General features: G+C 73.3%; 25 protein-coding genes. 9 read left to right on the top strand and 16 right to left on the bottom strand.

From position 1 onward, the window contains the following. Positions 1-11 precede the first annotated feature (11 nt). From dapF to QWZ14_RS27095, 5 genes are all read left to right on the top strand, one after another. Positions 12-845, top strand: a complete 834-nt coding sequence (gene dapF / locus QWZ14_RS27115; RefSeq protein ID WP_456307273.1) for a diaminopimelate epimerase — start codon at positions 12-14, stop codon at positions 843-845. Beyond that, the gene (gene mtaB, locus QWZ14_RS27110) at positions 842-2,083 is read left to right on the top strand and encodes a tRNA (N(6)-L-threonylcarbamoyladenosine(37)-C(2))-methylthiotransferase MtaB (RefSeq protein ID WP_290320163.1); all 1,242 of its coding nucleotides are present in this window, start codon (positions 842-844) and stop codon (positions 2,081-2,083) included. The genes dapF and mtaB overlap by 4 nt, the downstream gene beginning before the upstream one ends. 434 nt (positions 2,084-2,517) lie before the next feature. Continuing rightward, complete coding sequence (gene ftsY, locus QWZ14_RS27105; protein WP_290320179.1) at positions 2,518-3,384, top strand: signal recognition particle-docking protein FtsY; 867 nt, start codon at positions 2,518-2,520, stop codon at positions 3,382-3,384. Further along, complete coding sequence (locus QWZ14_RS27100; protein WP_290320162.1) at positions 3,381-3,863, top strand: hypothetical protein; 483 nt, start codon at positions 3,381-3,383, stop codon at positions 3,861-3,863. The genes ftsY and QWZ14_RS27100 overlap by 4 nt, the downstream gene beginning before the upstream one ends. After that, complete coding sequence (locus tag QWZ14_RS27095) at positions 3,860-4,657, top strand: creatininase family protein (protein ID WP_290320161.1); 798 nt, start codon at positions 3,860-3,862, stop codon at positions 4,655-4,657. The genes QWZ14_RS27100 and QWZ14_RS27095 overlap by 4 nt, the downstream gene beginning before the upstream one ends. Here the strand turns inward: QWZ14_RS27095 and QWZ14_RS27090 are convergent. From QWZ14_RS27090 to tkt, 7 genes are all read right to left on the bottom strand, one after another. Next, the gene (locus tag QWZ14_RS27090) at positions 4,651-5,094 is read right to left on the bottom strand and encodes a hypothetical protein (RefSeq protein ID WP_290320160.1); all 444 of its coding nucleotides are present in this window, start codon (positions 5,092-5,094) and stop codon (positions 4,651-4,653) included. The genes QWZ14_RS27095 and QWZ14_RS27090 overlap by 7 nt on opposite strands. Beyond that, complete coding sequence (locus tag QWZ14_RS27085; RefSeq protein WP_290320159.1) at positions 5,091-5,636, bottom strand: NUDIX hydrolase; 546 nt, start codon at positions 5,634-5,636, stop codon at positions 5,091-5,093. Before QWZ14_RS27085 ends, QWZ14_RS27090 begins: the two co-directional genes overlap by 4 nt. A gap of 72 nt (positions 5,637-5,708) precedes the next feature. Continuing rightward, positions 5,709-6,029 carry a hypothetical protein gene (locus tag QWZ14_RS27080; RefSeq protein ID WP_290320158.1) on the bottom strand — a complete coding sequence of 107 codons (321 nt, stop codon included), beginning with the start codon at positions 6,027-6,029 and terminating at the stop codon, positions 5,709-5,711. A 100-nt stretch (positions 6,030-6,129) separates the two neighbouring features. Further along, the gene (locus QWZ14_RS27075; protein WP_290320157.1) at positions 6,130-7,365 is read right to left on the bottom strand and encodes an ABC transporter substrate-binding protein; all 1,236 of its coding nucleotides are present in this window, start codon (positions 7,363-7,365) and stop codon (positions 6,130-6,132) included. A gap of 96 nt (positions 7,366-7,461) precedes the next feature. Next, positions 7,462-8,658 carry a phosphoglycerate kinase gene (locus QWZ14_RS27070; protein ID WP_290320156.1) on the bottom strand — a complete coding sequence of 399 codons (1,197 nt, stop codon included), beginning with the start codon at positions 8,656-8,658 and terminating at the stop codon, positions 7,462-7,464. Between the two features lie 130 nt (positions 8,659-8,788). Continuing rightward, positions 8,789-9,805 carry a type I glyceraldehyde-3-phosphate dehydrogenase gene (gene gap, locus QWZ14_RS27065; RefSeq protein ID WP_290320155.1) on the bottom strand — a complete coding sequence of 339 codons (1,017 nt, stop codon included), beginning with the start codon at positions 9,803-9,805 and terminating at the stop codon, positions 8,789-8,791. Between the two features lie 25 nt (positions 9,806-9,830). After that, positions 9,831-11,888, bottom strand: coding sequence for a transketolase (gene tkt, locus QWZ14_RS27060; RefSeq protein WP_456307272.1), 2,058 nt, complete (start codon positions 11,886-11,888; stop codon positions 9,831-9,833). Between the two features lie 112 nt (positions 11,889-12,000). Between tkt and QWZ14_RS27055 the strand changes: the two genes are divergently transcribed. Next, positions 12,001-12,756, top strand: a complete 756-nt coding sequence (locus QWZ14_RS27055; protein ID WP_290320154.1) for a VIT1/CCC1 transporter family protein — start codon at positions 12,001-12,003, stop codon at positions 12,754-12,756. A 7-nt stretch (positions 12,757-12,763) separates the two neighbouring features. Here the strand turns inward: QWZ14_RS27055 and QWZ14_RS27050 are convergent, their stop codons facing one another. Then, entirely contained in the window at positions 12,764-14,008 is a 1,245-nt protein-coding gene (locus tag QWZ14_RS27050; protein WP_290320153.1) for a Zn-dependent hydrolase, read from the bottom strand. A 225-nt stretch (positions 14,009-14,233) separates the two neighbouring features. On the opposite strand from QWZ14_RS27050, the gene QWZ14_RS27045 reads away from it, so the two are divergent. Beyond that, positions 14,234-14,488 carry a hypothetical protein gene (locus tag QWZ14_RS27045; RefSeq protein ID WP_290320152.1) on the top strand — a complete coding sequence of 85 codons (255 nt, stop codon included), beginning with the start codon at positions 14,234-14,236 and terminating at the stop codon, positions 14,486-14,488. 48 nt (positions 14,489-14,536) lie between these two features. Here the strand turns inward: QWZ14_RS27045 and QWZ14_RS27040 are convergent, their stop codons facing one another. The 3 genes from QWZ14_RS27040 to QWZ14_RS27030 form a co-directional block, all read right to left on the bottom strand. Then, complete coding sequence (locus tag QWZ14_RS27040; protein WP_290320151.1) at positions 14,537-15,322, bottom strand: 6-pyruvoyl trahydropterin synthase family protein; 786 nt, start codon at positions 15,320-15,322, stop codon at positions 14,537-14,539. Positions 15,323-15,496: 174 nt separating this feature from the next. Beyond that, on the bottom strand, positions 15,497-15,760 hold the full coding sequence (locus tag QWZ14_RS27035; RefSeq protein WP_290320150.1) for a GNAT family N-acetyltransferase: 264 nt from the start codon (positions 15,758-15,760) through the stop codon (positions 15,497-15,499). 78 nt (positions 15,761-15,838) lie between these two features. After that, complete coding sequence (locus tag QWZ14_RS27030) at positions 15,839-16,003, bottom strand: GNAT family N-acetyltransferase (protein ID WP_290320149.1); 165 nt, start codon at positions 16,001-16,003, stop codon at positions 15,839-15,841. A 140-nt stretch (positions 16,004-16,143) separates the two neighbouring features. Here QWZ14_RS27030 and QWZ14_RS27025 point away from each other — a divergent pair, with 140 nt between their 5' ends. Continuing rightward, positions 16,144-17,100, top strand: coding sequence for a tripartite tricarboxylate transporter substrate binding protein (locus QWZ14_RS27025; RefSeq protein WP_290320147.1), 957 nt, complete (start codon positions 16,144-16,146; stop codon positions 17,098-17,100). 120 nt (positions 17,101-17,220) lie between these two features. Further along, on the top strand, positions 17,221-17,409 hold the full coding sequence (locus tag QWZ14_RS27020) for a hypothetical protein (RefSeq protein ID WP_290320146.1): 189 nt from the start codon (positions 17,221-17,223) through the stop codon (positions 17,407-17,409). A gap of 18 nt (positions 17,410-17,427) precedes the next feature. Here the strand turns inward: QWZ14_RS27020 and QWZ14_RS27015 are convergent, their stop codons facing one another. The 5 genes from QWZ14_RS27015 to QWZ14_RS26995 all read right to left on the bottom strand — a co-directional run bounded on the left by QWZ14_RS27015 (position 17,428) and on the right by QWZ14_RS26995 (position 21,946). Beyond that, on the bottom strand, positions 17,428-18,357 hold the full coding sequence (locus QWZ14_RS27015) for a histone deacetylase family protein (protein ID WP_290320145.1): 930 nt from the start codon (positions 18,355-18,357) through the stop codon (positions 17,428-17,430). After that, positions 18,354-18,590, bottom strand: a complete 237-nt coding sequence (locus tag QWZ14_RS27010) for a sulfurtransferase TusA family protein (RefSeq protein ID WP_290320144.1) — start codon at positions 18,588-18,590, stop codon at positions 18,354-18,356. Before QWZ14_RS27010 ends, QWZ14_RS27015 begins: the two co-directional genes overlap by 4 nt. A 369-nt stretch (positions 18,591-18,959) precedes the next feature. Beyond that, entirely contained in the window at positions 18,960-20,609 is a 1,650-nt protein-coding gene (locus tag QWZ14_RS27005) for a glycosyltransferase family 39 protein (RefSeq protein WP_290320143.1), read from the bottom strand. 169 nt (positions 20,610-20,778) lie between these two features. Beyond that, positions 20,779-21,657 carry a hypothetical protein gene (locus QWZ14_RS27000; RefSeq protein ID WP_290320141.1) on the bottom strand — a complete coding sequence of 293 codons (879 nt, stop codon included), beginning with the start codon at positions 21,655-21,657 and terminating at the stop codon, positions 20,779-20,781. A gap of 139 nt (positions 21,658-21,796) precedes the next feature. Next, on the bottom strand, positions 21,797-21,946 hold the full coding sequence (locus QWZ14_RS26995) for a DAK2 domain-containing protein (protein WP_290320177.1): 150 nt from the start codon (positions 21,944-21,946) through the stop codon (positions 21,797-21,799). Between the last annotated feature and the right edge of the window lie 12 nt (positions 21,947-21,958).

Raw genomic sequence — 21,958 nt, 5'->3', positions numbered from 1 at the left:
TATCAAGGGCGATCATGATCCCCTTCCACAAGATGCACGGGCTCGGCAACGACTTCGTCGTGCTGGACAATCGGGCCGGTACCCTGGCCGTCGGCGCCGCGCGTGCCGCCGCCCTGGCCGACCGCCGCACCGGCATCGGCTGCGACCAGCTCATCCTGCTGGAGCGGCCGACCGAGGGCGCCGATGTCGTCATGCGCATCCGCAACCCGGATGGCTCCGAGGCCGGCGCCTGCGGCAATGCCACCCGCTGCATCGCCTCGCTGATCGCCGCCGAGGGCGGGCGCGACCGCGTTGTGGTCCGCACCATCGCCGGCGACCTGCCGGCCGAGGCGCTGCCCGGCGGCCTCTGGCGCGTCGACATGGGCCCCGCCCGGCTCGGCTGGCAGGAGGTGCCGCTCGCCGCGGAGATGGACACCCTCCACCTGCCGCTCGGCCGCGGCGTGCTGATGGACCCGGCCGCCTGCTCCATGGGCAACCCGCACGCGACCTTCTTCGTCCCCGACCTCGATGCGGTGCCGCTCGCCACGCTCGGCCCCTCGCTCGAGACCGATCCGCTCTTCCCCCAGCGCGCCAATATCGGCGTCGTCCAGGTCCTCACGCCCGGGCATATCCGCCTAGCGGTCTGGGAACGCGGCGCCGGGCTGACGCTCGCCTGCGGCTCCGGCGCCTGCGCCGCCCTGGTCAATGCCGCCCGCCGCGGCCTCACCGGGCGCCGCGCCACCGTCAGCCTGCCCGGCGGCGATCTCGGCATCGAATGGCGCGAGACGGATGGGCACGTGCTGATGACCGGCCCGGTCGCCACCGCCTTCACCGGGATGCTCGACCTGGACGCCTACCCGGCATGACAGTCGAGCTGCTGACCTTCGGCTGCCGGCTCAATACCTACGAGTCCGAGGCCATGCGCGACCTGGCGACGCGCGGCGGCCATGCCGATACCATCGTGGTCAACACCTGCGCTGTCACCGCCGAGGCCGAGCGCCAGGCCCGCCAGGCGATCCGCCGCGCGGCGCGCGACAACCCCGCCGCCCGCATCATCGTCACCGGCTGCGCCGCGCAGATCGCCCCCGCCGCCTGGGCCGCGCTGCCCGGCGTTGAGCGCGTCATCGGCAATGCCGACAAGCTGAACCCGGCGACCTGGGCGGCGGATGCCCCCGCGGCGCCGGTCACCGACATCATGGCGGCGACCGAGACGGCGGCGCATCTGGTCACCGAATTCGCCGGCCGCGCCCGCGCCTTCGTCCAGGTCCAGCAGGGCTGCGACCACCGCTGCACCTTCTGCGTCATCCCCTATGGCCGCGGCCCCTCCCGCTCCGTCCCGATCGGTGCCATCGTCGAGCAGGTGCGGCTGCTGGTCGCCAACGGCTACCGCGAGGTCGTCCTCACCGGCGTCGACATCACCAGCTACGGCCCGGACCTGCCGGGCGCCCCGAGCCTCGGCCAGATGGCCCGCCGGCTGCTGGCGCTGGTGCCGGAACTGCCGCGCCTCCGCCTCTCCTCGCTCGATCCGGTCGAGGTCGATGCCGACCTCTGGCGGCTGATCGAGAGTGAGCCGCGGCTGATGCCGCATATGCACCTGTCGCTGCAGCATGGCAGCGACCTGATCCTGAAGCGCATGAAGCGCCGCCACCTCAGGGCCGATGGCATCGCCTTCGCCCGCCGCGCCCGCGCCGCCCGCCCCGACATCGCCTTCGGCGCCGATTTCATCGCCGGCTTCCCCACCGAGACCGAGGCGCAGTTCCAGGAAATGCTCGACCTGGTGGCGGAGATGGAGCTGAGCTTCCTCCACGTCTTCCCCTATTCCGAACGGCCCGGCACCCCGGCGGCGAAGATGCCGGCGGTGGCGGTGCCGGTGCGGAAGGCCCGCGCCGCCCGGCTCCGCGCCGCCGGGCAGGCCAGCGCCGCCCGCTTCTACCAGGCGCGGCTGGGCCAGGAGGAAGCGGTGCTGTTCGAACGCGACGACCGCGGCCATACCGCGCATTTCGCCCCCATCCGCCTGCTCGGCGGCACCGCCACCCCCGGCGAGCTGCGCCGGCTGCGCGTCACCGGTGCCGATGCCGCCGGCCTGCTGGCGGAGGTCGCCTGATGGCGCTGAAGGACTGGATCGGCCGGCTCCGCGGCAAGACGCCGGAGCCGCCGCCCTCCGAGGCGCCGCTCTCGACGCCGCCGGGCCAGTTGCCGGAGCCGGTGCCGCCGCAGGGCGCCCCGACCCTGCCGCCGCCGGCCGCCCCCGGCATCCCGCTGCCGCCGCTGTCCCCCGCCCCGCCGCCCTATTCCGCGCCGGCCCCGCTCGACCGCCTGGCCACGCCGACGCCGCCGGCCACGCCGCCCGACGAAGAGGTGCTGCCGCCGCACGAGGATGCCGCGGCGCTGCGCGAGGCCGAGGCGCCGCCGGCCCCTGCCCCGCTCGCCCCGGCGCCTCCGCCCGGCCCGCCGGAGCCCGAGGCCGCGGCCGGGGCCGCCCAGGCCAGCGGCTGGTTCACCCGGCTCAGGTCCGGCCTTTCCCGCTCCACGACCCGGCTGACCGACAGCGTCACCTCGCTGTTCCGCAAGCGCCGGCTGGACGATGCCGCGCTGGAGGAGCTGGAGGAGACGCTGATCGCCGCCGACCTCGGCGTCGCCGCCGCCGGCCGCATCGTCGCCAGCTTCCGCCGCAGCCGCTTCGGCAAGGAAGTGACGGATGAAGAGGTTAAGGCGGCGCTGGCCGAGGAGATCGCCGCCATCCTCGGCCCGGTCGCCCGGCCGATGCCGATCGATGCCGGCCACGCGCCGCATGTGGTGCTGGTGGTCGGCGTCAACGGCACCGGCAAGACCACCACCATCGCCAAGCTGGGCCAGCAGTACCGCGACCAGGGGCTGCGCTGCGCCTTCGTCGCCGGCGACACCTTCCGCGCCGCCGCGGTCGAGCAGTTGCAGATCTGGGGCGACCGCACCGGCGCCCGGGTGCATGCCCCGGCCAAGCAGGGGGCGGATGCCGCCGGCCTCGCCTTCGACGCGCTGACCGCGGCGCGGGCTGACGGCACCCAGGTGCTGCTGGTCGATACCGCGGGGCGGCTGCACAACAAGTCGGCGCTGATGGAGGAGCTGCGCAAGGTCATCCGGATCATGCGCCGGGTCGATGCCACCGCGCCGCATTCGGTCCTGCTGGTGCTCGATGCCACTACCGGCCAGAACGCCCTGCAGCAGGTGAAGGTCTTCGGCGAGATGGTCGATGTCACCGGCCTCGCCGTCACCAAGCTGGACGGCAGCGCCAAGGGCGGCGTGGTGGTGGCGCTGGCGCAGGAATTCGGCCTGCCCGTGCATTTCGTCGGCGTCGGCGAGAAGGCCGGCGACCTCCGGCCCTTCGCCGCCCGCGACTACGCCCAGGGGCTGCTGGGTCTCCCGTGACGCCACCGCTCGGGCGCCGCATCGCGCTGTTGCTGGCCCTGGCCGGGGCGCCGGCCCTGGCGGCCGAGCCGGCGGCCTTCCTCGACATCCTGCCGAGCAACGGCGGCGCCCCGGTGCGGCTGAACGCCCGGCAGGTGGTCCGGCTGGCGCGGCTCGAGGGCACCACCATCCTCGACACCACCGCCTTCGTGCAGCAGCGCTCGAGCGAGCCGCTGGAAGCGCTGGCCCAGCGGCTGGTCGCCGCCGGCCTGCCGCTGGTGCCGCTGACCGACCTCAACGGCGCCCGCACTTACCTCGCGCTCGACCGGATCGTGCTGGTGCGCGGCTCGGAGGAGCGCCATGCCGCCGGCGCTCGCGCCGCCATCGTCGTCACCGGCCTGCGCTTCGCCACCGATGTCGCGGTGCGGGAGACGGTGGCCGAAGCCATGGCCGCCATCGGCCGCGCCAGCACCACAGAGCCGCGCAGGAGCACCCCATGACCGAGATCCGCTGGGACCGCATGACCGGCCCCGAGCTCAAGGCCCTCGCCGGCCGCGACGCCCTCGTCGTCCTGCCGATCGGCAGCCTGGAGCAGCACGGACCGCACCTGCCGGTCTGGACCGACAGCGCCTGCGCCCATGAATTCGCCCTCCGCGCCGCCGCCGCCGTGGCCGATGACCTGCCGGTCGCGGTGCTGCCGCCGCTGTGGCTGGGCCTGTCCGAGCACCACCTGCCCTTCGGCGGCACCATCACCCTCGATCACGCCACCTTCCAGGCGGTGCTGCGCTGCATCGTCCGCTCCATCGTCGCCGATGGCTTCCGCAAGCTCCTGATCGTCAACGGCCATGGCGGCAACATCGACCCGCTGGCCGTCGCCGGCCGCGAGCTGGCGGTGGAATTCGGCATCCCCATCGTCACCACCACCTGGCCGCAGGCCGCCGCCGCCGCCATCGGCGGCATCCTGACGACGCAGCCGGGCATCCAGCACGCCTGCGAGGGCGAAACCGCCCTGTGGCTCGCGCTCGATGCCACCCAGGTCCGCACCGACAGGATCGAGGCGGCGCTGTCCAACCCGCCGCCCAACCCGCCCGCCGGCTTCCACCGCTTCTACTCCTTCGAGGAGCGCGCCCCCCGCACCGGCGTCCGCGGCGACCCGCGGGCGGCGACCGCCGAGAAGGGCGAGGCGATCTTCGCGGTGGTGACCCAGGCCATCGCGGCGGCCATGCGCGACCCGCTGCTCTGGACCGCGCCGGATGCGGTCTGGGAGGCCGGCCGCGGCCTGCGGCCTCAGTAGGAGAAGGGCACGTTCAGCCGGGCGCCGGGGGCCGGGCGGAAGAGCTTGTCCTCCAGTAGGCTCGGCGCACCGTCGGCGGCCTGGCCGCGGCCCGGCAGGTTCCGGTTGATGACGCTCGGGCCGAGTCTGGTCCGGTCCCGCTCGATCACCTGCGGCCCCTCGAGGCTGCGGTTCGGCACCGGGGCCAAGGTTCCCGCCTGCTGATTCGGCACCCGCGGCGGCAACGGCCGGGCCGGCTCCTTGGCGACCGCCAGCGGCGCCGGCTTCCCCGCCCCGCGGGCGCGCAGCCGGCGTGGCGCGGCGGCCGGCGGCCGCGGCTCGGCGGTGGCCGCCTCCACCCGGGGCTGCGGCGCGGCGGCTGATGGCGTTCCGGTCGCCTGGGCCAGGGCCGCCGGGGCAAGGCCGGCCAGCAGCAGGGCGAGCCAGGCCCGCCTCACAGCCCGGCCCCCGGCAGGGGACGGGTGCCGCGCAGATCCTCGGGCGGGTTCATCGCCGGCAGGCCCAGCGGCAGGCCCTCCATCGCCCGCCAGCGGTGCAGCGCCCAGCGGACCGAGGGGAAGGCGATCTCCTCCCAGGGGATCTCATCCCAGTCGAACAGCTTCACCTCCAGGCTTTCCGGCCCGGCGGCGAAGCCGGGCTCGGCCAGCCCGGCACGGAAGATCACCTGCACCTGGCCGAGCCGGGCAATGGAATAGACCGCCAGCACCCCCTCGAGGGCGATGCGCGCCTGGGCTTCCTCCCAGGCCTCGCGCCGGGCCCCCTCCTCGACCGTCTCGGCCATTTCCATGTAGCCGGCCGGCAGGGTCCAGAAGCCGCGGCGCGGCTCGATCGCCCGGCGGCAGAGCAGGATCCGCCCGTCGATCGCGACCACGCTGCCGACGACGATCTTGGGGTTCTCATAGGCGACATAGCCGCAGTCCGGGCAGGTCAGCCGGGCGCGGTCATCACCTTCGGGAATGGTCCGGACAAAGGCAGCCATGCCTGGAAGATGCGCGGCGCCCCGCGCCGACGCAAGCATGCCCTGCAGCGGCGGGTGCCGCCGGGGGCCTGGCTAGACCCGGAGGTCCAGCAGCGAGCCCCGTGGCAGCGGCCGCGGCGGCGCCGCCGGGACCGCCTCCAGCCTGCGCTGGGCCGGTTCGGCGACGCCGGACGCGGCGCCGATGCCGGCGGCCCCGGAGGACGTGCCGGGGGAGAGGTTGCGCACCGGCTCGGCCGGCCGCGCCGGGGCCACCTGCGAGGTGAAGGCGGCGAGCGAATTGGTGTTGATCATGCGCAGGATTGTCGCCTGCAAAGGTGAATCCGGCGTGAAGGGCACTTCGGTGGCACCGAAGAACCAGGGGCGGGGGGCGGGAGCGACCGGGGGGATGCGCATGGCGCAGACTGGCGGCAGCGCCCGTTAACTGTCGAGTAACCTTTGGTCGCCGGCGGCCCAGACCTGCCGCCGGGGTTGATGGCGCCGCACGGCGGCGCCGTCAGGCCCGCACCAGCGGGCAGCCCCCCTCGGCCAAGGGCCGGAAGGCCTCCCCGGCCGGCGTGGTCTGCAGCAGCTTGTAGTAGTCGAAGGGCGCCCTGCTTTCCTCCGGCTTCTTCACCTCGAAGAGGAAGGAGGGGTGCAGCTTCCGCCCGTCGGCGCGGATGCTGCCCTGGCCGAAGGCGTCGTCGTCGGTCGGCATCGCCTTCATTCGCGCCACCGCCTCGGCCCCGTTCGCCTTGGCCGCCGCCACCCCCATCTCCTGCACCGCCTTCAGGTAGTGCAGCGCCGCGGCATAAGTGCCGGCATGGGTGCTGGCGATGCCAGGCGCCGGTCCAGTGATCTGCCGCAGCCGGGCGGTGAAGGCCCGGGTCCGGTCGTTGAGGTCCCAGTAGAAGCTCTCGGTCACGATCAGCCCGGCCGCCGTCCGCAGCCCGAGCGAATGCACCTCGGTGATGAAGAGCAGCAGCGAGGCCAACCGCACCCCCCGCCGCCCGAGGCCGAATTCGGCCGCCTGCTTCACGCAATTGATCGTGTCGCTCCCGGCATTGGCCAGGCCGATGACCTTCGCCCCGCTCGCCTGGGCCTGCAGCAGGAAGGAGGAGAAATCCTGCGTCCCCGGGAAGGGCGTCCGCACGCTGCCCATCACCCGCCCCCCGGCGGCGCGGACGAAGCCCGTCGTGTCTCGCTCCAGCGCATGGCCGAAGGCGTAGTCGGCGACGATGAAGAACCAGCTGTCGCCGCCCGCCCGCACCGTGGCGCCGCCGACCGAATTGGCCAGCATCCAGGTGTCGTAGGTCCAATGGATCATGTTCGGCGAGCAGAGCCGCCCGGTCAGGTCCGAGCTGGCGGCCGAGCTGTTCAGGTGGACCTTGTTCTTCTCCCGGCAGATCTCGTTCACCGCCAGCGCCACGGAGGAAGTGGCGACATCCACCAAGCAGTCGACCCCGTCGCGGTCGAACCACTGCCGGGTGATGTTCACCCCGACGTCCGGCCGGTTCTGGTGGTCGGCCGAGACGACCTCGACAGTGAAGCCGCGCGGGCCGAAGTCCTTGATCGCCTGGTGGACGGCCGCAATCGAGACCTGCCCGGTCACGTCGCGGTACATGCCGGAGAGGTCGACCGGCACCCCCAGCTTGATGGTACTGGCGGCCTGGGCCCGGGCGCTACGCCAGGGCAGCCCACCCAGGGGCGCAGCCGCGGCGGCGCCCAGCAAGGACCTGCGGGTCGTCTCCATTATGTGTTCCTCCCATGCGGCCGCCTCTGGCGGAAGGCCTGCATGAGGGACAGCCTAACGGATGCCGGCCCGTCAGGTTAAGCGATCATTGCGGGGTCAGGCGGTCTCGAGCGCCGCGACCCCCGGCAAGGTCTTGCCTTCCAGCCATTCGAGGAAGGCGCCGCCGGCGGCCGAGATATAGGTCATGCGGTCGGCGACGCCGGCATGCTTCAGCGCCGAGACGGTATCGCCGCCGCCGCCGATCGACTTCAGCCCGGCCGACTGGGTCAGCCCCGCCACGGATTGCGCGATGGCGACGGTCGCCGCATCGAAGGGCGGGGTCTCGAAGGCGCCGAGCGGGCCGTTCCAGACCAGGGTGCTCGCCTGCCGCAGCCGGCTCTCGATCATGGCCACCGTATCCGGCCCGACGTCGAGCGCCATCATGTCGGCCGGCACCGCATCGACGCCCACTTCCTTCGTCGGCACATGCGCGGCGAAGGCGGAGGCGACCACCAGGTCGGTCGGCAGGATGATCTCGCAATTGGCCGCCGCGGCCCCGGCCAGGATCTCCCGCGCGGTGTCGTACATGCCGGCTTCCTGCAGCGACTTGCCCATGGCATGACCCTGCGCCGCGAGGAAGGTATTGGCCATGGCCCCGCCGATGACCAGCACGTCCACCTTCCGGGTCAGGTTGCCGAGCAGGTCGAGCTTGGTGCTGACCTTGGCGCCGCCGACGATCGCCATCAGCGGCCGCGCCGGAGTGCCCAGCGCCGCGTCCAGCGCCTCGAGCTCGGCCTGCATCAGCCGGCCGGCATAGGCGGGCAGCAGCCGGGCCACGCCCTCGGTGCTGGCATGGGCACGGTGGGCGGCGGAGAAGGCATCGTTCACGTAGACGTCAGCAAGACGGGCCAGACCGGCCGAGAGCGCCGGGTCGTTCTTCTCCTCGCCGGCGTGGTAGCGGGTATTCTCCAGCAGCAGCACCTCGCCGTCCTTGAGCGCCGCCGCCGCCGCCTCGGCCGCCGGGCCGACGCAGTCGTCGACGAAGGCGACCGGACGGTCGAGCGCCGCCGACAGCGCCGCGACCATCGGCTGCAGCGACATCTCGGGCACGCGCTTGCCCTTCGGTCGGTCGAAGTGGGAGCAGACGATGACCCGCCCGCCCTTGTCGGCCAGCTCCTTGATGGTGGGCGCCAGCCGGTCGATCCGCGTCCGGTCGGTGATGACCCCGTCCTTCACCGGCAGGTTCAGGTCGGCGCGCAGCAGGATGCGCTTGCCCTGGGGGGAGAGGTCGTCGAGCGTGCGGAAGCGGGGCATGCGGGGGCTCCGGAAGGAAGCAAGGCGGGGGAAGGCACTTCCCCCGAGCCCCCTTCGTTTTCTGTTAGTTTAACGAGCAAAAATAGATGAGGGGTCCGGGGAGAATACCTTCTCCCCGGCCTTCTCTTTCCTACAGCGAGCCGAACAGCGCCGCGGTGTCGCTCATCCGGTTGGAGAAGCCCCACTCGTTGTCGTACCAGCTCATCACCCGCGCCATGGCGCCATCGACCACGGCGGTCTGCGTCGCGTCGAAGGTGCTGCTCGCCGGGTTGTGGTTGAAGTCGATGCTCACCAGCGGGGCGGTGTTGTAGGCGAGGATGCCCTTCAGCGCGCCCTCGCTTGCCGCCTTCATCGCCGCGTTGATGTCCTCCTTGGTGACGCCTTCCTTCTTCAGGTTGACGTCGAGGGAGACCAGCGAGACGTTCGGGGTCGGGATGCGGATGGCGGTGCCGTCCAGCTTGCCCTTGAGCTCCGGGAGGACGAGGCCCACGGCCTTGGCCGCGCCGGTGCTGGTCGGGATGGCGGAGACCGCCGCGGCGCGGGCGCGGTGCAGGTCCTTGTGCAGCGTGTCGACGGTGTTCTGGTCACCGGTGTAGGCGTGGATGGTGACCATGTAGCCGCGCAGGATGCCGAAGTTGTCGTGCAGCACCTTGGCCACCGGGGCCAGGCAGTTTGTGGTGCAGGAGGCGTTCGAGACGACCGTCATGTCCTTGGTCAGCGTCTGGTGGTTGACGCCGTAGACGATGGTCGCATCGGCATTGTCGCCGGGGGCCGAGATCAGCACCTTGCGGGCGCCGGCCTGGAGCAGCGCCGAGGCCTTCTCCTTGCTGGTGAAGATGCCGGTGCACTCGAGCGCCACGTCCACGCCCTGGAAGGGCACCTTGGTCGGGTCGCGCTCGGCGCTGACCGTGATCGGCGCATAGGTCCGGCCATTGGCGCTGATGATCAGCTTGTTGCCGTCGACGGCGACCTCGCCGGGGAAGCGGCCGTGGACGCTGTCGTAGCGGAACATATGCGCATTCGCCTCGACGCTGCCGAGGTCGTTGATCGCGATGCATTCCACATCGGTGCGGTTGCTTTCGATCATCGCGCGCAGCACCAGGCGCCCGATACGCCCGAACCCGTTGATGGCGACCTTTACGGCCATTGTCGTCTTCCTTTTCTGCTCAAACCTAACCGAGGCGCTTCTTCACCGCCGCCACCACGGCATCCGCGGTGATGCCGAAGTGGCGGAACAGATCCTCCGCCGGGGCGGAGGCGCCGAAGCCGCCCATCCCGATGAAGATCCCCTCCGGACCCAACCAGCGTTCCCAGCCGAAGCCGACCGCCGCCTCGATCCCGACGCGGAGCGCATCGCCCAGCACCTGCTCCCGATAGGAGGCGTCCTGCGCGGCGAATAGTTCCCAACTCGGCAGCGATACCACGGCCGTCGGGATACCATCGGCCTCCAGCGCCGCCCGGGCAACCAGCGCCAAGGGCACTTCCGAGCCAGTGGCGATCAAGGTTGCGCGCCGTTCGCCGGAGGCCTCCTCCACGACGTAACCGCCGCGGGCGCAGCGGTTCTCGCCGCTGTCGGTCCGGAACGGGGTCAGATTCTGCCGCGACAGCGCCAGCACGCTCGGCCCATCGGCCCGCTTCACCGCGAGTTCCCAGCATTCCGCCGTCTCCATCGCATCGCCCGGGCGGAAGACCGCCAGGTTGGGGATGCAGCGGAGCCCGGCGAGGGTCTCGACCGGCTGGTGGGTCGGGCCGTCCTCGCCGAGGCCGATGCTGTCATGGGTCAGCACGTGGATCACCCGCTGGCGCATCAACGCCGCGAGGCGGATCGCCGGGCGCATGTAGTCGGCGAAGACCAGGAAGGTGCCGGAATAGGGGATGATGCCGCCATGCAGCGCCATGCCGTTCATGGCCGCGGCCATGCCGTGCTCCCGCACGCCCCAATGGATGTAGCGGCCGGCGAAATTCCCCGCGGTGACGGCCGGGATGCCCTTCACGTTGGTGTTGTTGGACCCCGTGAGGTCGGCCGAGCCGCCCACCATCTCCGGCACCGCCGGGACCAGGGCCTCCAGCGCCCGCTGGCTGGCGATGCGGCTGGCGATCTTCGGCATGTCGGCCGCCGTCTTGGCCCGCAGCGCCGCCAGCGGCTCGTGCCAGGCTTCCGGCAGGCGGCCGGCGAGGGCGCGCTCGAACTCGGCCTGCATCGGGTGCTTCGCCAGGCGCTTCAGCCAGGCCCGGCGAGTGCCGCCGCCGCGCTTGCCGGCGGCCTCCCAGCGCTCGCGCAGCCCCTCGGGGACCTCGAAGGCCGGGTGGTTCCAGCCCATGGCGGATTTCGCCGCCGCCGCCTCGGCGGCGCCCAGCGGGCTGCCGTGGCTGCCGGCGGTGCCGGCCTTGGTCGGGGCGGAGAAGCCGATGATGGTGCGGCAGGCGAGCAGCACCGGCTTGTTCACCCGCGTCGCCCAGGCCAGCGCCGAGGCGACGGCCTCGGCGTCGTGCCCGTCCACCCGCCGCACCGCCCAGCCGTAGGCCGCGAAGCGCTTCAGCGTGTCGTCGGTGAAGGACAGGCTGGTGTCGCCGTCGATGGTGATCTGGTTGTCGTCGTAGAGCACCGTCAGCTTGTCGAGCTGCAGGTGGCCGGCGAGGGAGGCCGCCTCGTGGCTGATGCCCTCCTGCAGGCAGCCGTCGCCGGCGATCACCCAGGTGCGGTGGTCGACCAGGGACTTGCCGAAGCGCGCCGCCAGCATGCGTTCGGCCAGCGCCATGCCGACCGCATTGGCCAGGCCCTGGCCCAGCGGGCCCGTGGTGGTCTCGATCCCCGGATGCTCGCCGAACTCGGGGTGCCCGGCGGCCGGCGAATGCAGCTGGCGGAAGCGGCGGATCTCCTCGATCCCCATGCCGGCATGGCCGGTCAGGTTCAGCAGCGCGTAGAGCAGCATCGAGCCGTGCCCGGCCGAGAGCACGAAGCGGTCGCGGTCGGGCCAGCGCGGGTCGGCGGCATCGAATTTCAGGAATTTGGTGAAGAGCGCCGTCGCCACGTCGGCCATGCCCATGGGCATGCCGGGATGGCCGGACTTCGCCTGCTCCACCGCGTCGATCGCCAGCGCGCGGATGGCATCCGCCATGCGCCGTTCCTCGGTCGCCGGCCGCGCCAGCACCGCCGCCTGGGCGGCCCAGGCCGGATTGGGCTTCGATGGCGGCTGGGTATCGGGCTCGACGCTGGCCAAAACGGTCATCCTCTGGACTGCCGCGCCCTATACGGCGCAGGGCCGCGGGGGGCAACCCGAGGCCGCCGCGCCGCCCCGGAGTCCGCTGGCCGCGCCCCGGCCGAGGGGCTAACTTCCGGTCATGGACACTTCCGCGGCGCCGACACCCTCCCCCTACCGTGAAGGCCTGCCGCCGCAGCCGCCCGGCCCGCCCGAGGGCGAGCAGCATTTCACCGCCTCCGAGACCATCCGCGATCTCGTCATCGGCATGGCCGATGGCCTCACCGTCCCCTTCGCCCTGGCCGCCGGCCTGTCCGGCGCGGTGGCCGCCAATCCGCTGATCGTCACCGCCGGCCTGGCCGAGATCAGCGCCGGCTGCGTCGCCATGGGGCTCGGCGGCTATCTCGCGGCGCGCACCGATGCGCAGCACTACGTGGCCGAGCGGGCGCGGGAGGACCAGGAGACCCAGGACTACCCCGACCGGGAGAAGTGGGAGGTCTCGGCCATCCTCCACCGCTACGGGCTGCGCGGCGAAACGCTCTCGCGGGCGACCGAGGCCATCGCCGCCGACCGCCGCCGCTGGGTCGACTTCATGATGCGATTCGAGCTGGAGCTGACCGAGCCGGCCCCGGACCGGGCGGCGAAATCGGCGGCGACCATCGGCGGCGCCTATGCGGTGGGCGGGATGATCCCGCTCACGCCCTACATCCTGATGGCCGAGACCGGCCCGGCGCTGGTGGTCTCGGCGACGCTGACCGGGCTGGCGCTGTTCGGCTTCGGCTGGCTGAAGGCGCGGGCGACCGGGCTGCCGGCGCTCCGCGGCGCGGGCCAGACGCTGGCGATCGGCGGGCTGGCGGCCGCCGTCGCCTATGTGGTGGCGAAGCTGGTGGGCGGCTGAGCCGGCCTCAGAGCGCCCGGTTCGCCCGCGCCAGCACCGCCTCGAACAGCACCTGGCAGCCGGCCTCCGCCTCGCCCGGCTCGATGCTCTCGGCCTCGTTGTGGCTCAGCCCGTCCTTGCAGGGGGTGAAGATCATCGCCGTCGGCACGCTGCGCGCCACATAGACCGCGTCGTGGCCGGCGCCCGAGACGATCTCCCGCGCCGGCAGGCCGAGCCGCGCCGCCGCCTGCCGCACGAGGTCGACGCAGCCGGGATCGAAGGGCTGGGCGGGCAGGCGGAACAGCTCGGTCAGCTGCAGGGGCGTGCCGCAGTCGCGGGCGATGAAGCCGGCCTCGCGCGGGAATTGCGCCGCCAGCCGATCGATCTCGGCGGTGTCGGGGTGGCGGAACTCGACGCTGAAGCGCACCTCGCCGGGCACCACGTTGCGGCTGTTCGGCAGCACGTGGAGCTGGCCGACCGTGCCGCGGCCGTCCTCGCCGCGGGCCCGCATCATCCGGTCCACCAGGTCGATGATCCGCGCCGCGCAGACCAGCGCATCGCGCCGCGCCGAGGGCGGGGTGGTGCCGGCATGGGCGTCCTGGCCGGTCACCACCGCGTCGTACCAGACCTGCGCCTGGGCGCCGGTGACGATGCCGATCTGCCTGGCCTCGCGCTCCAGGATCGGGCCCTGCTCGATGTGCAGCTCGAAATAGGCATCGGCCGGGAACGGGGCCGCCGGCGCCTCGCCCTTGTAGCCGATGGCGTTCAGCGCGTCCTCGACCGTCACCCCGTCCACGTCGCGCAGCCCATAGACCTTGTCCAGCGGGTAGATCCCGGCCCAGGCGCCGCTGCCCATCAGCGAATGGCCGAAGCGGCTGCCCTCCTCGTCGGTCCAGTTCACCAGCTCGATCGGCGCCTCGGTGGTGATCCCGAGGTCGTTGAGGCTGCGCATCACCTCGAGCCCGGCGATGACGCCCAGCGCCCCGTCGAACTTCCCGCCCGAGGGCTGGCTGTCGAGGTGGCTGCCCAGCAGCACCGGCAGGCGGGTCGGGTCCCGCCCCTCGCGCCGGGCGAACATATTGCCGATGGCATCGACGCGCATGGTCAGGCCCAGCGCCTCGCACCAGGCGGCGAAGCGCTGGCGGCCGCGCTGGTCCACCTCGGTCAGGGTCAGCCGCTTCACCCCGCCCTTCGGCGTGGCGCCGATCTCGGCCATGGCCATCAGGCTGTCCCACAGCCGCTTGCCGTCGATCCGGTGGTTGGTGCCGCTCATGTTGCTGTCCGCCGCCGCTGGTTGCGCTGGCGGGGCTGTAGGCCCAGCCCCCCGGGCCTGTCCAGGCACCGTGGTGGTGACCCCCGGCCTTCCGGCCTGCCGCGTTCCACGCCATCCCCAGGGTGGAATCACCGGTCCTCCGGCTCGGCGCCAGGGCGCCGGCATCACCCTCGACTGAACCGCCGGCGCCCTGGTGCCGGCGCCTGGCATCCCGATATCCCGGGGATGCAGCGACGCCGGCTCCTCGCCCTCCTGACCCTGGCCCCGGCGCTCGCCCGGGCGCAGGCCCCCGCCCCGCCCGGCCCGCCCGTGCGCCGGACCCCGCTCGATGCCTGGTGGGACCGCCAGCGCGAGAAGGAAGCCGAGGAGCGCCGCCGCAATGCGCCGGGCGAGGCCCGGCGGGCCCTCACCCGGGACCAGTTCGAGCGCTGGAACCGGCAGAACGACCGGCGCCGCGGCATCGCGCCCTATCCCTTCTAGGGTCGCCCGGCGCATCGCGGAGGCGGGGCCGGAGCGCCCCGCGGGAAGTCAGCCTTCCTGATAGAGGGCCGAGTTGCCGCCATGCTCCGAGACCTCGACCGTCTCGAGCCAGACCCGGTCGGCGGTCTGTTCGGCGATGAAGCGGGCGACATGGCGGAACACGTACTCGGCCATCGCCTCGCAGCCGACGCGGGGCAGGATCCGCAGGCTCACCAGCCCCTTCGCCTCCAGCTGCCGCATGTCCTGGAGATGCGGGTCGTCCTCGGCCACGAGCATCGTGTGGTCGAACATCTCGTGCAGCCAGGCGCGAACCGGCTTCAGGCCGCCGAAGTCGAAGCACCAGTTCCGCTCGTCCAGCTCATGCGTGGCGAAGACGAATTTGAACGACAGCGCATAGCCATGGACCATGGAGCAATGCGAGGTCTTGGCCCGCCATTGGCGGAAGCAGCAGGAGAGCCCCTCGCTGTGGTCGTAGGTCTTGGTGGACCGGTAGAGCGGCGTCCGGGGCGACCCGGTCACCGTGTCGGCCAGCATGGCCTGCTGGCCGGAGGTCGTGTAGGGCGCGGCAGCCACGTCCGGATCGCGGCTGGCCAATTCCTGGACATCATTCCCGGAGATGCGATGGGGCGCGATGTCGCAGGCCGCGACCATGCGCTGCCGGCTCAGGCTCCCGCCCTGGCCCTGGTTCTGGCCCTGCCTCTGGCTCTGGGTGAGCCAGGACGCCAAGGCCTCCGAGCGCTTGCCCAGCCAGTCTCCGATGGCATCCCGTTTCCTGGCCATGGCGCTCTCGAACTGCAGCGTTTGCAGCGATGGGGGATAGGGTCGCGAGACCATGTCGAGATAGCGCTCCAAGCCATTTTAGCGGATCGTATATCCTATAGGTTGGATCACGCCCAAAAAAATAACCATTTTGGCGGTGGGCCCGGTCCCTGCCGGGTGGATCTTGTGGTCCCGGGCGGGGCTGCAAGTCCAGGGGCCCCGGCGCGGCCTGTGCCAGGTGGGCAGGCCCTACCCGCTGCGGCGGAGGGCGAAGCGCTTGCTGATCCGGTCGATGCGGGTGCCGTCCCGCAGGGGCACGGCGCGGCGGCGGGCATGCTCGGTGAAGCCGAGCCGGCCGTAGAAGGCAGGCCCGCCGGCGTTGTCGGCACGGATCGTCGCGTTGATCGCGGCAAGCCCGCGCGCCGCCGCCAGGCGCAGCGTCGCGGCAAAGAGCCGGGACCCCGTCCCCCGCTGCGTCCGCCCGAGGCGGGCGAAGGTGCCGATGTCGCCCATGTCGTCCGGGAGGTGGTCCGACCGGGTGAGCGACTGGAAGCCGCCGAGTCCGCCCGCGGGATCCTCGGCGACGACGCATCAGATCACGCCGGGTCCGGCCAGCATGGCCCGGGACAGTTGTTCAGGCGTGAACGGCGCCTCGAGCGCGGTCGTCCCGCCGCGGGCGATGATCGCGTTGAGCAGCGCCGCCAGCCCGGGCGCGTCCGCCGCCCGCACCGGCCTGATGCTCGCCTCCCGGTCCATGTCCGATCCTTTGCCGGCGCCCGTCCCGCATGCTGCCGCAATCCGGGCCGGCAGGTCGAGGCCGGCCGCGGGATTGCCGGGGCCGGGCTGGCAAGTCCGGTGGCCGCTGCTAGGGTCGGGGTTTGACCGGAAGGATCGCGATGCGCCGGGTGCCTGCGCTGCTGCTGGCCTTAGGACTCTGCCTGGGGCTGGTGCCCGCCGCCCGGGCGGAGTGGCCGAGCCGGCCGCTGACCATCATCGTCCCCTTCGGTCCCGGCGGCGGCGGCGACGTGGCCGCCCGCAGCATCGGCCGCTGGCTTGAGCCCCGGCTCGGCCAGCCGGTGGTGGTGGTCAACCGGCCCGGCGCCGGCGGCGAGATCGGCTTCGCCGCGACCCGCCGCGCCGCGCCCGACGGCTACACCTTCGGCATCGTCACCCTGCCGAACCTCGTCACCATCCCGATCGAGCGCCGCGCCCAGTACGCGGTGGAGGACCTCGACCCCGTCGCCAACCTGGTGGACGACGTCGGTGGCATCTTCGTCCGCGCCGACAGCCGCATCCGCAGCCTGCAGGACCTGCTGCGCGAGGCCCGCGGCAATCCCGGCGGGGTCGGCTTCGGCACCACGGGGGTCGGCTCCTATGCGCATTTCGGCATGCTGGCGCTGGAGCGGCTGGCGGGGGTGACGCTGACGCCGGTCGCTTATGGCGGTACCGCGGCCATGCGCGGGGCGCTGGTGCAGGGCGAATTGCTGGTCGCCGGGCTCAGCATGACCGATGCGGCGCCCGAGCTGCAGTCCGGCCTGTTCCGCTCGCTCGGCCAGATGGCGGCGGAGCGCTGGCCGGGCAGGCCGGAAATCCCGACCCTGCGGGAGCAGGGCTACGACATCCGCCACAGCGCCATGCGCGGCCTCGCCGCCCCGGCCGGCACGCCGACCGGGGTCATCCGGCAGATGTCCGAGCTCCTGGGCGAGGCGAGCCGCGACCCGGCCTACCGCCGGCTGGCCGAGACCCAGGCGCTGCCGCTGCGCTTCCGCGACACCAAGGCCTTCGCCGCCGAGATCGCCCGGCAACAGGCGCAGTACGGCCAGCTCTGGCGCGAGCAGCCCTGGCGGGACTGACCGGCCGGCTTGCGGCGGCCGGGCCGGGCGGTGTCCACTGCCGCATCGCCGGGAGATCACGACCATGCCGCGCCTGCCCAGCCCGCTGCCCGACCCTGCGCCGGCCGGGGCCCGCCGCTGATGGACCCGGTCGCCCGGATGGCGCTGCGCCTGGCGATGCTGGTCCGCCACCCACCGGGCCGGCGGCAGGCGATCGTCGTGCTGGTGGCGCTCGGCCTGGCGCTGGCGATCGGCCTGGCCGATCGCGCCTTCGACCTATTCCCGAGGGCCGCGGACCCGGGGCATGGCCGGGTGCTGCGCTGGCACTGACCCGGCGGCGGCGGCCGCTCAGGCCCGCAGCAGCACCCGCACATGCGCCGCCGTGCTGCTCGCCAGTGCCTCCAGGTCGTAGCCGCCTTCCAGCAGGCTGACGACATGGCCGCCGCAATGCCGCTCGGCGATGGCGCAGAGCTCGGCGGTCAGCCAGGCGAAGTCGGCCTCCCGCAGCCGGAGCTGCGCCAGCGGGTCCCGCGCATGGCCGTCGAAGCCGGCCGAGATCACCACCAGCCCCGGGGCGAAGGCCTCGATCGCCGGCAGCAGCGCCTCGGCCCAGGCGGCGCGGAAGGCGGTGCCGTCGGCGCCGGGCGGCAGCGGCGCGTTGAAGACGTTGCCGACGCCGCGCTCCTGCCGGTCGCCGGTGCCGGGATAGAGCGGCCATTGATGCGAGGAGGCATAGAGGATGCTGGCATCCCCCTCGACGCAGGCCTGGCTGCCGTTGCCGTGGTGGACGTCGAAATCGACCACCGCGACCCGCGCCACGCCATGCGCCGCCTGGGCGTGCCGGGCCGCGACGACGGCATTGGCGAAGAGGCAGAAGCCCATCGGCCGGCCCGGCTCCGCATGGTGGCCGGGCGGCCGCACCGCGCAGAAGGCGCGCCGCACGCCGCCCGCCAGCACCGCGTCCACCGCCGCCACCCCGGCGCCGGCGGCCCGCAGGGCGGCCTCGGCGCTGCCCGCGCTCATCACCGTGTCGCCGTCCAGCGGCACGCTCTCCCCGGCCGGCGGGCGGATGCCGCAGATCGCCTCCACGTAGTGGCGCGGATGCACCCGGGCGAGTTGCTCGACCGTCGCCTCCGGCGCCTCGTCGCGCAGCAGGTCGCCGAATTCCTCCCGGTCCAGCGCGCCCAGCACGGCGCGCAGGCGGTCCGGGCATTCCGGGTGGAATTCGCCGGGGTCGTGCAGCAGGCAGGCGCGATGGGTGAGCAGCAGCACGCTCATGCGGATGCCTCCCGCTTGCGCAGGGTGAAGCGCCAGACGCCGGTCGTTTCCTCGGCCGAGACCAGGACATGGCCGGTCTCGGCGCAATAGGCCGGGAAGTCGCGCGCCGCCGCCGGGTCCGTCGCCAGCACCACCAGCCGCGCCCCGGGCGCCAGGCCGCGCATCACCTTGTTCGCCTTCAGCACCGGCAGCGGGCAGGCCAGCCCCTGCACGTCGAGCATCGTGTCCACCATGGCGGCGAGTCCAGCACCCGGCACCGCCCGTGGCAAGTGCGCCGGGCCTGCGACCTCACGGGCCGCTGGCGACAATCCGATACTCGTATTTGCTGCGACGCAGCATTAAACACGTTTCAGGGAGGGAATGCCCATCAGCCAAGGGATTCCCGATATGCTCATCTTCCTCGCCAGCCTCGCCATCCTGGTCGCCGTCAGCCTGGTGACGCGCCTCGCGCAGCGCAGCGATGCCCTGCTGGGCGGCGTGCCCAGCCTCCACATCCCCGAGTAGCGCCGGCTCCCTCGGGTCCCTGGCCCCGCATTGCGCGGGGCCAGGGTCCCAGCTGCGGCCACCCCGGCGCTGGCCGGGGACACCGGCGGCGCGGCAGGTCAGCGGCGGTGCCAGATCTCCACTTCCCCGACCCCGTCCAGGACGCGCTCGGGGCCGCCGTAGGCCACCGCCAGGGTGGCCTCCAGAAGGCGCTTCGCGTCCGGCCGCACCCGCATCCACTGCCGCGCCGAGATGACGATGAGGTAGGGCCTGCGCTCGAGCACCGCCGCCAGCTCCTCGTCGCTGTCCTGGCCCAGCGCATTGCTGAAGTCGCCGACCAGGTGCTCCCAGAAGGGCATGCGGGTCGGCAGCGGGATGTCGGCCAGGAAATAGACGATCGGCTCGTAGTTCACGAGGAAGGCGGTCTCGCCCGGCGGCAGGGACTGCCGGATGGTCGCGGCCACCACCTCCGACGGATCCGGCAGGCGCAGGGCGAAGCCGTTGCGTGCCCGCGCGGTGAAGTCTCCCAGCACCGGCATGGAGGCGAGCAGCAGCACCGCCGCGACCAGGGCCAGGCGCGGACGCCGCGCCTCGACATTGAGGATGCCGCGCAGCCCGGCGGCCGCGGCCAGGCAGAGCGGCGGGAACCACAGCATGAAGTAGTGGTCGAAGAATTTGGCGGGCAGCACGATGCTCATCACGGCCCCGGCCAGCCAGACCGCGGCGGCGAAGGGCAGCAGGGCATCCTGCCGCCATCCGGTCAGCGCCCGGCCGCGGAGCGCCATGCCGACCGCGACGGCGGCAAGGGCCAGGAGCCAGGCCGCCTGCAGCATCGCCGCGACGATCAGCCTGAGGCTGACCACCGAGGGCAGGCCGCCACCGGCGGCATAGCGCAGCGGGGCGACGACATTGGCCTCGTAGAACAGGCCGAAGGTGCCGCGGAGGGCATAGACCAGGCCGGTCGCTAGGCTCGGCAGGCCGCAGGCGAGGGCGAAGACCAGGGCCAGCAGCAGCAGCCGGCGGAGGCTCATCAGCCGGCTGGCCAGCGCCAGCGCCACCACCGCGGCGAAGGCGAGGCAGGCCTGCGGCGCGGCCACCTGCTTGATCCAGAGCGCGCCGCCGAAGCAGAGCCCCATGCCCATGACCAGCATCGCCGTCGGTGCCCGGCGCCGCTCCTGCATGTCCCGCACGGCGATGATGGCCAGCATCCAGCCGCCCACGACGAGGGGCGCCATCAGGATTTCGGTATTGGTGGCGAGGCCGCCCGGCAGCAGGCTGTGGGCCACGTAGAGCACCCCCGCGGCGAGGCCGGTCAGGCGGTCCCCGCGGGCCAGGACCACGGTGCGGAACAGCAGGAAGCCGGTGACGGCGACCGCCGCCGCCCCCAGCAGCCGGACCGCCGCGATGCTCTCGCCCAGGATTGCGAAGCCGGCGGCCACCAGGGCCGGGGCACCGACCGGGTGCATGTCCCAGACGGCGACATAGGGCCAGCCGCCACGCAGCCACTCCCGGGCCTGCAGCACGTAGAGGCTCTCGTCCGGGTCGATCACCGACTGCAGGAAGCTCGGCAGCCGCAGCAGCACGGCCAGGGCCAGCAGCCCGGCCGCCGCCGTCAGGTCCCGCAGCGCCAGCCGCGAGTAGCTCCAGTCGGGCCGCCGCCGCCAGGCGTAGCCGCCGGGATAGGCGGGCGGGAGGCGGGAGGCGGGTGCGGTGGCGTCGAGGGCGGGAGGCGCGAGCGGATCAAGTGGCCGCCGGTCATGGATCGCCATGAGTATGCGCTAGTCCCTCGTTACCGCGATCGGGGCACGGTCGGGGGCCTATCCGGGCCCGCACAACCGTTGCGTGACGCTGCATTCCCGAACCCAAGGAATGAGTTCGCATTGATAACTAATAGCAGTTCGGGGCGGTCCTTGACAGCCGCCGCCGTTGCCAATGCCGTCAGCGTCCGGGTGCGCAGCCGCCGCGCAGGAAGGCCAGATCCGCGGGGCTGGGCGCGGCCTCGAGCTGCAGGCGGATCGAGACGGCCCGGCAGCGCGCCTCCGCCGACGCCCGGGCCACGGCGGGTGCGGCGGCAGGCTGCGCCGCCCCTGCCCCCGCCCCTGCCTTGACCCCGTCCCGCGCCACCGGGCGCCGCACCGCGACCGGCGGAGCCAGCACCGCGGCCATCCGCACCGGGGCCGCGGGGGCCGGCTCCGCCGGGGCCTCCCGGTAGGGCCACGGCAGCGGATCCTCCTCGTCCGCCTGGGCCAGGACCGCGGGGGCCTCCGCCGCGGCGGGCGCGGGCCCGGCCGGCAGGGCCAGCACCGGCTCCTCCGGCGGCACGGGCGCCTCGGCCTCCATGGGGCTGTCGTCCATGGAGGCGGCCACCGCGCCGGCCGCCAGCGGCCCGTCGGCCGGCGCCCAGGCGGCTTGCGGCGGGACCGGCGGGTTTTCAGGGGCGGCGGCAAGCACCTCGGCTGCGTCCCCGGCCGCCGCCGGCCCGGTGCCCGGCGCCAGGGCGGAACCGGCCCGCTCCGGCGAAGGCTCCAGCGGGGCCGGTGCCCAGGCCGCGGCCTGAAGCGACGGCCGCGCCGGCCGCTCGTCCTCCAGGCCGATGCGGAGCGGCGGCGCCAGCAGCAGCACGACCAGGCCCAGCGCCGGCATCCCCAGCATGGCCGGCAGGATCGTCCAGGCGAGGCTCCGCGGCGCCGACCGCGGCGGGGCCGCGGCCTTCGCGGCCTGCCGGGGCGGCAAGGCGGCCTGCCGCCGGGCGACCGCCCGGCGCCGGGAGTCCAGGATCTGCTGGTAGCCGCCGCCGGCGGATGCAGGGCTGGTCATAGGCACTCCTTCCACGACGTCGTCGGGCGCCCGCGCCGGTGCGGCCTTCCCGGGGCGGCGCCCGTCCCGGCAGCGTTACCGGCGGCCCCGGCGCGCGGATGCAGAATGAGTGGAGGATTGCGCCGCGGCCCGGCCCGGGTCAGGCCGGCGGCCGGCCGGGCCAGGGGCCGGCCAGGGCCCGCAGCCAGACGGCGACCGCCGCGGCCCCCGCATCGGGCACGCCGAGCGCCCGGTCGCCGAGGTAGCTGGCGCGGCCCAGCTTCGGCAGCATCCGCGCCGTCGCCGCCACCCCGGCCTCGGC

It is taken from the genome of Paeniroseomonas aquatica (assembly GCF_030409335.1).
Lineage (GTDB): Bacteria > Pseudomonadota > Alphaproteobacteria > Acetobacterales > Acetobacteraceae > Belnapia > Belnapia aquatica.
This window is presented reverse-complemented; position numbering and strand designations above follow the sequence as displayed.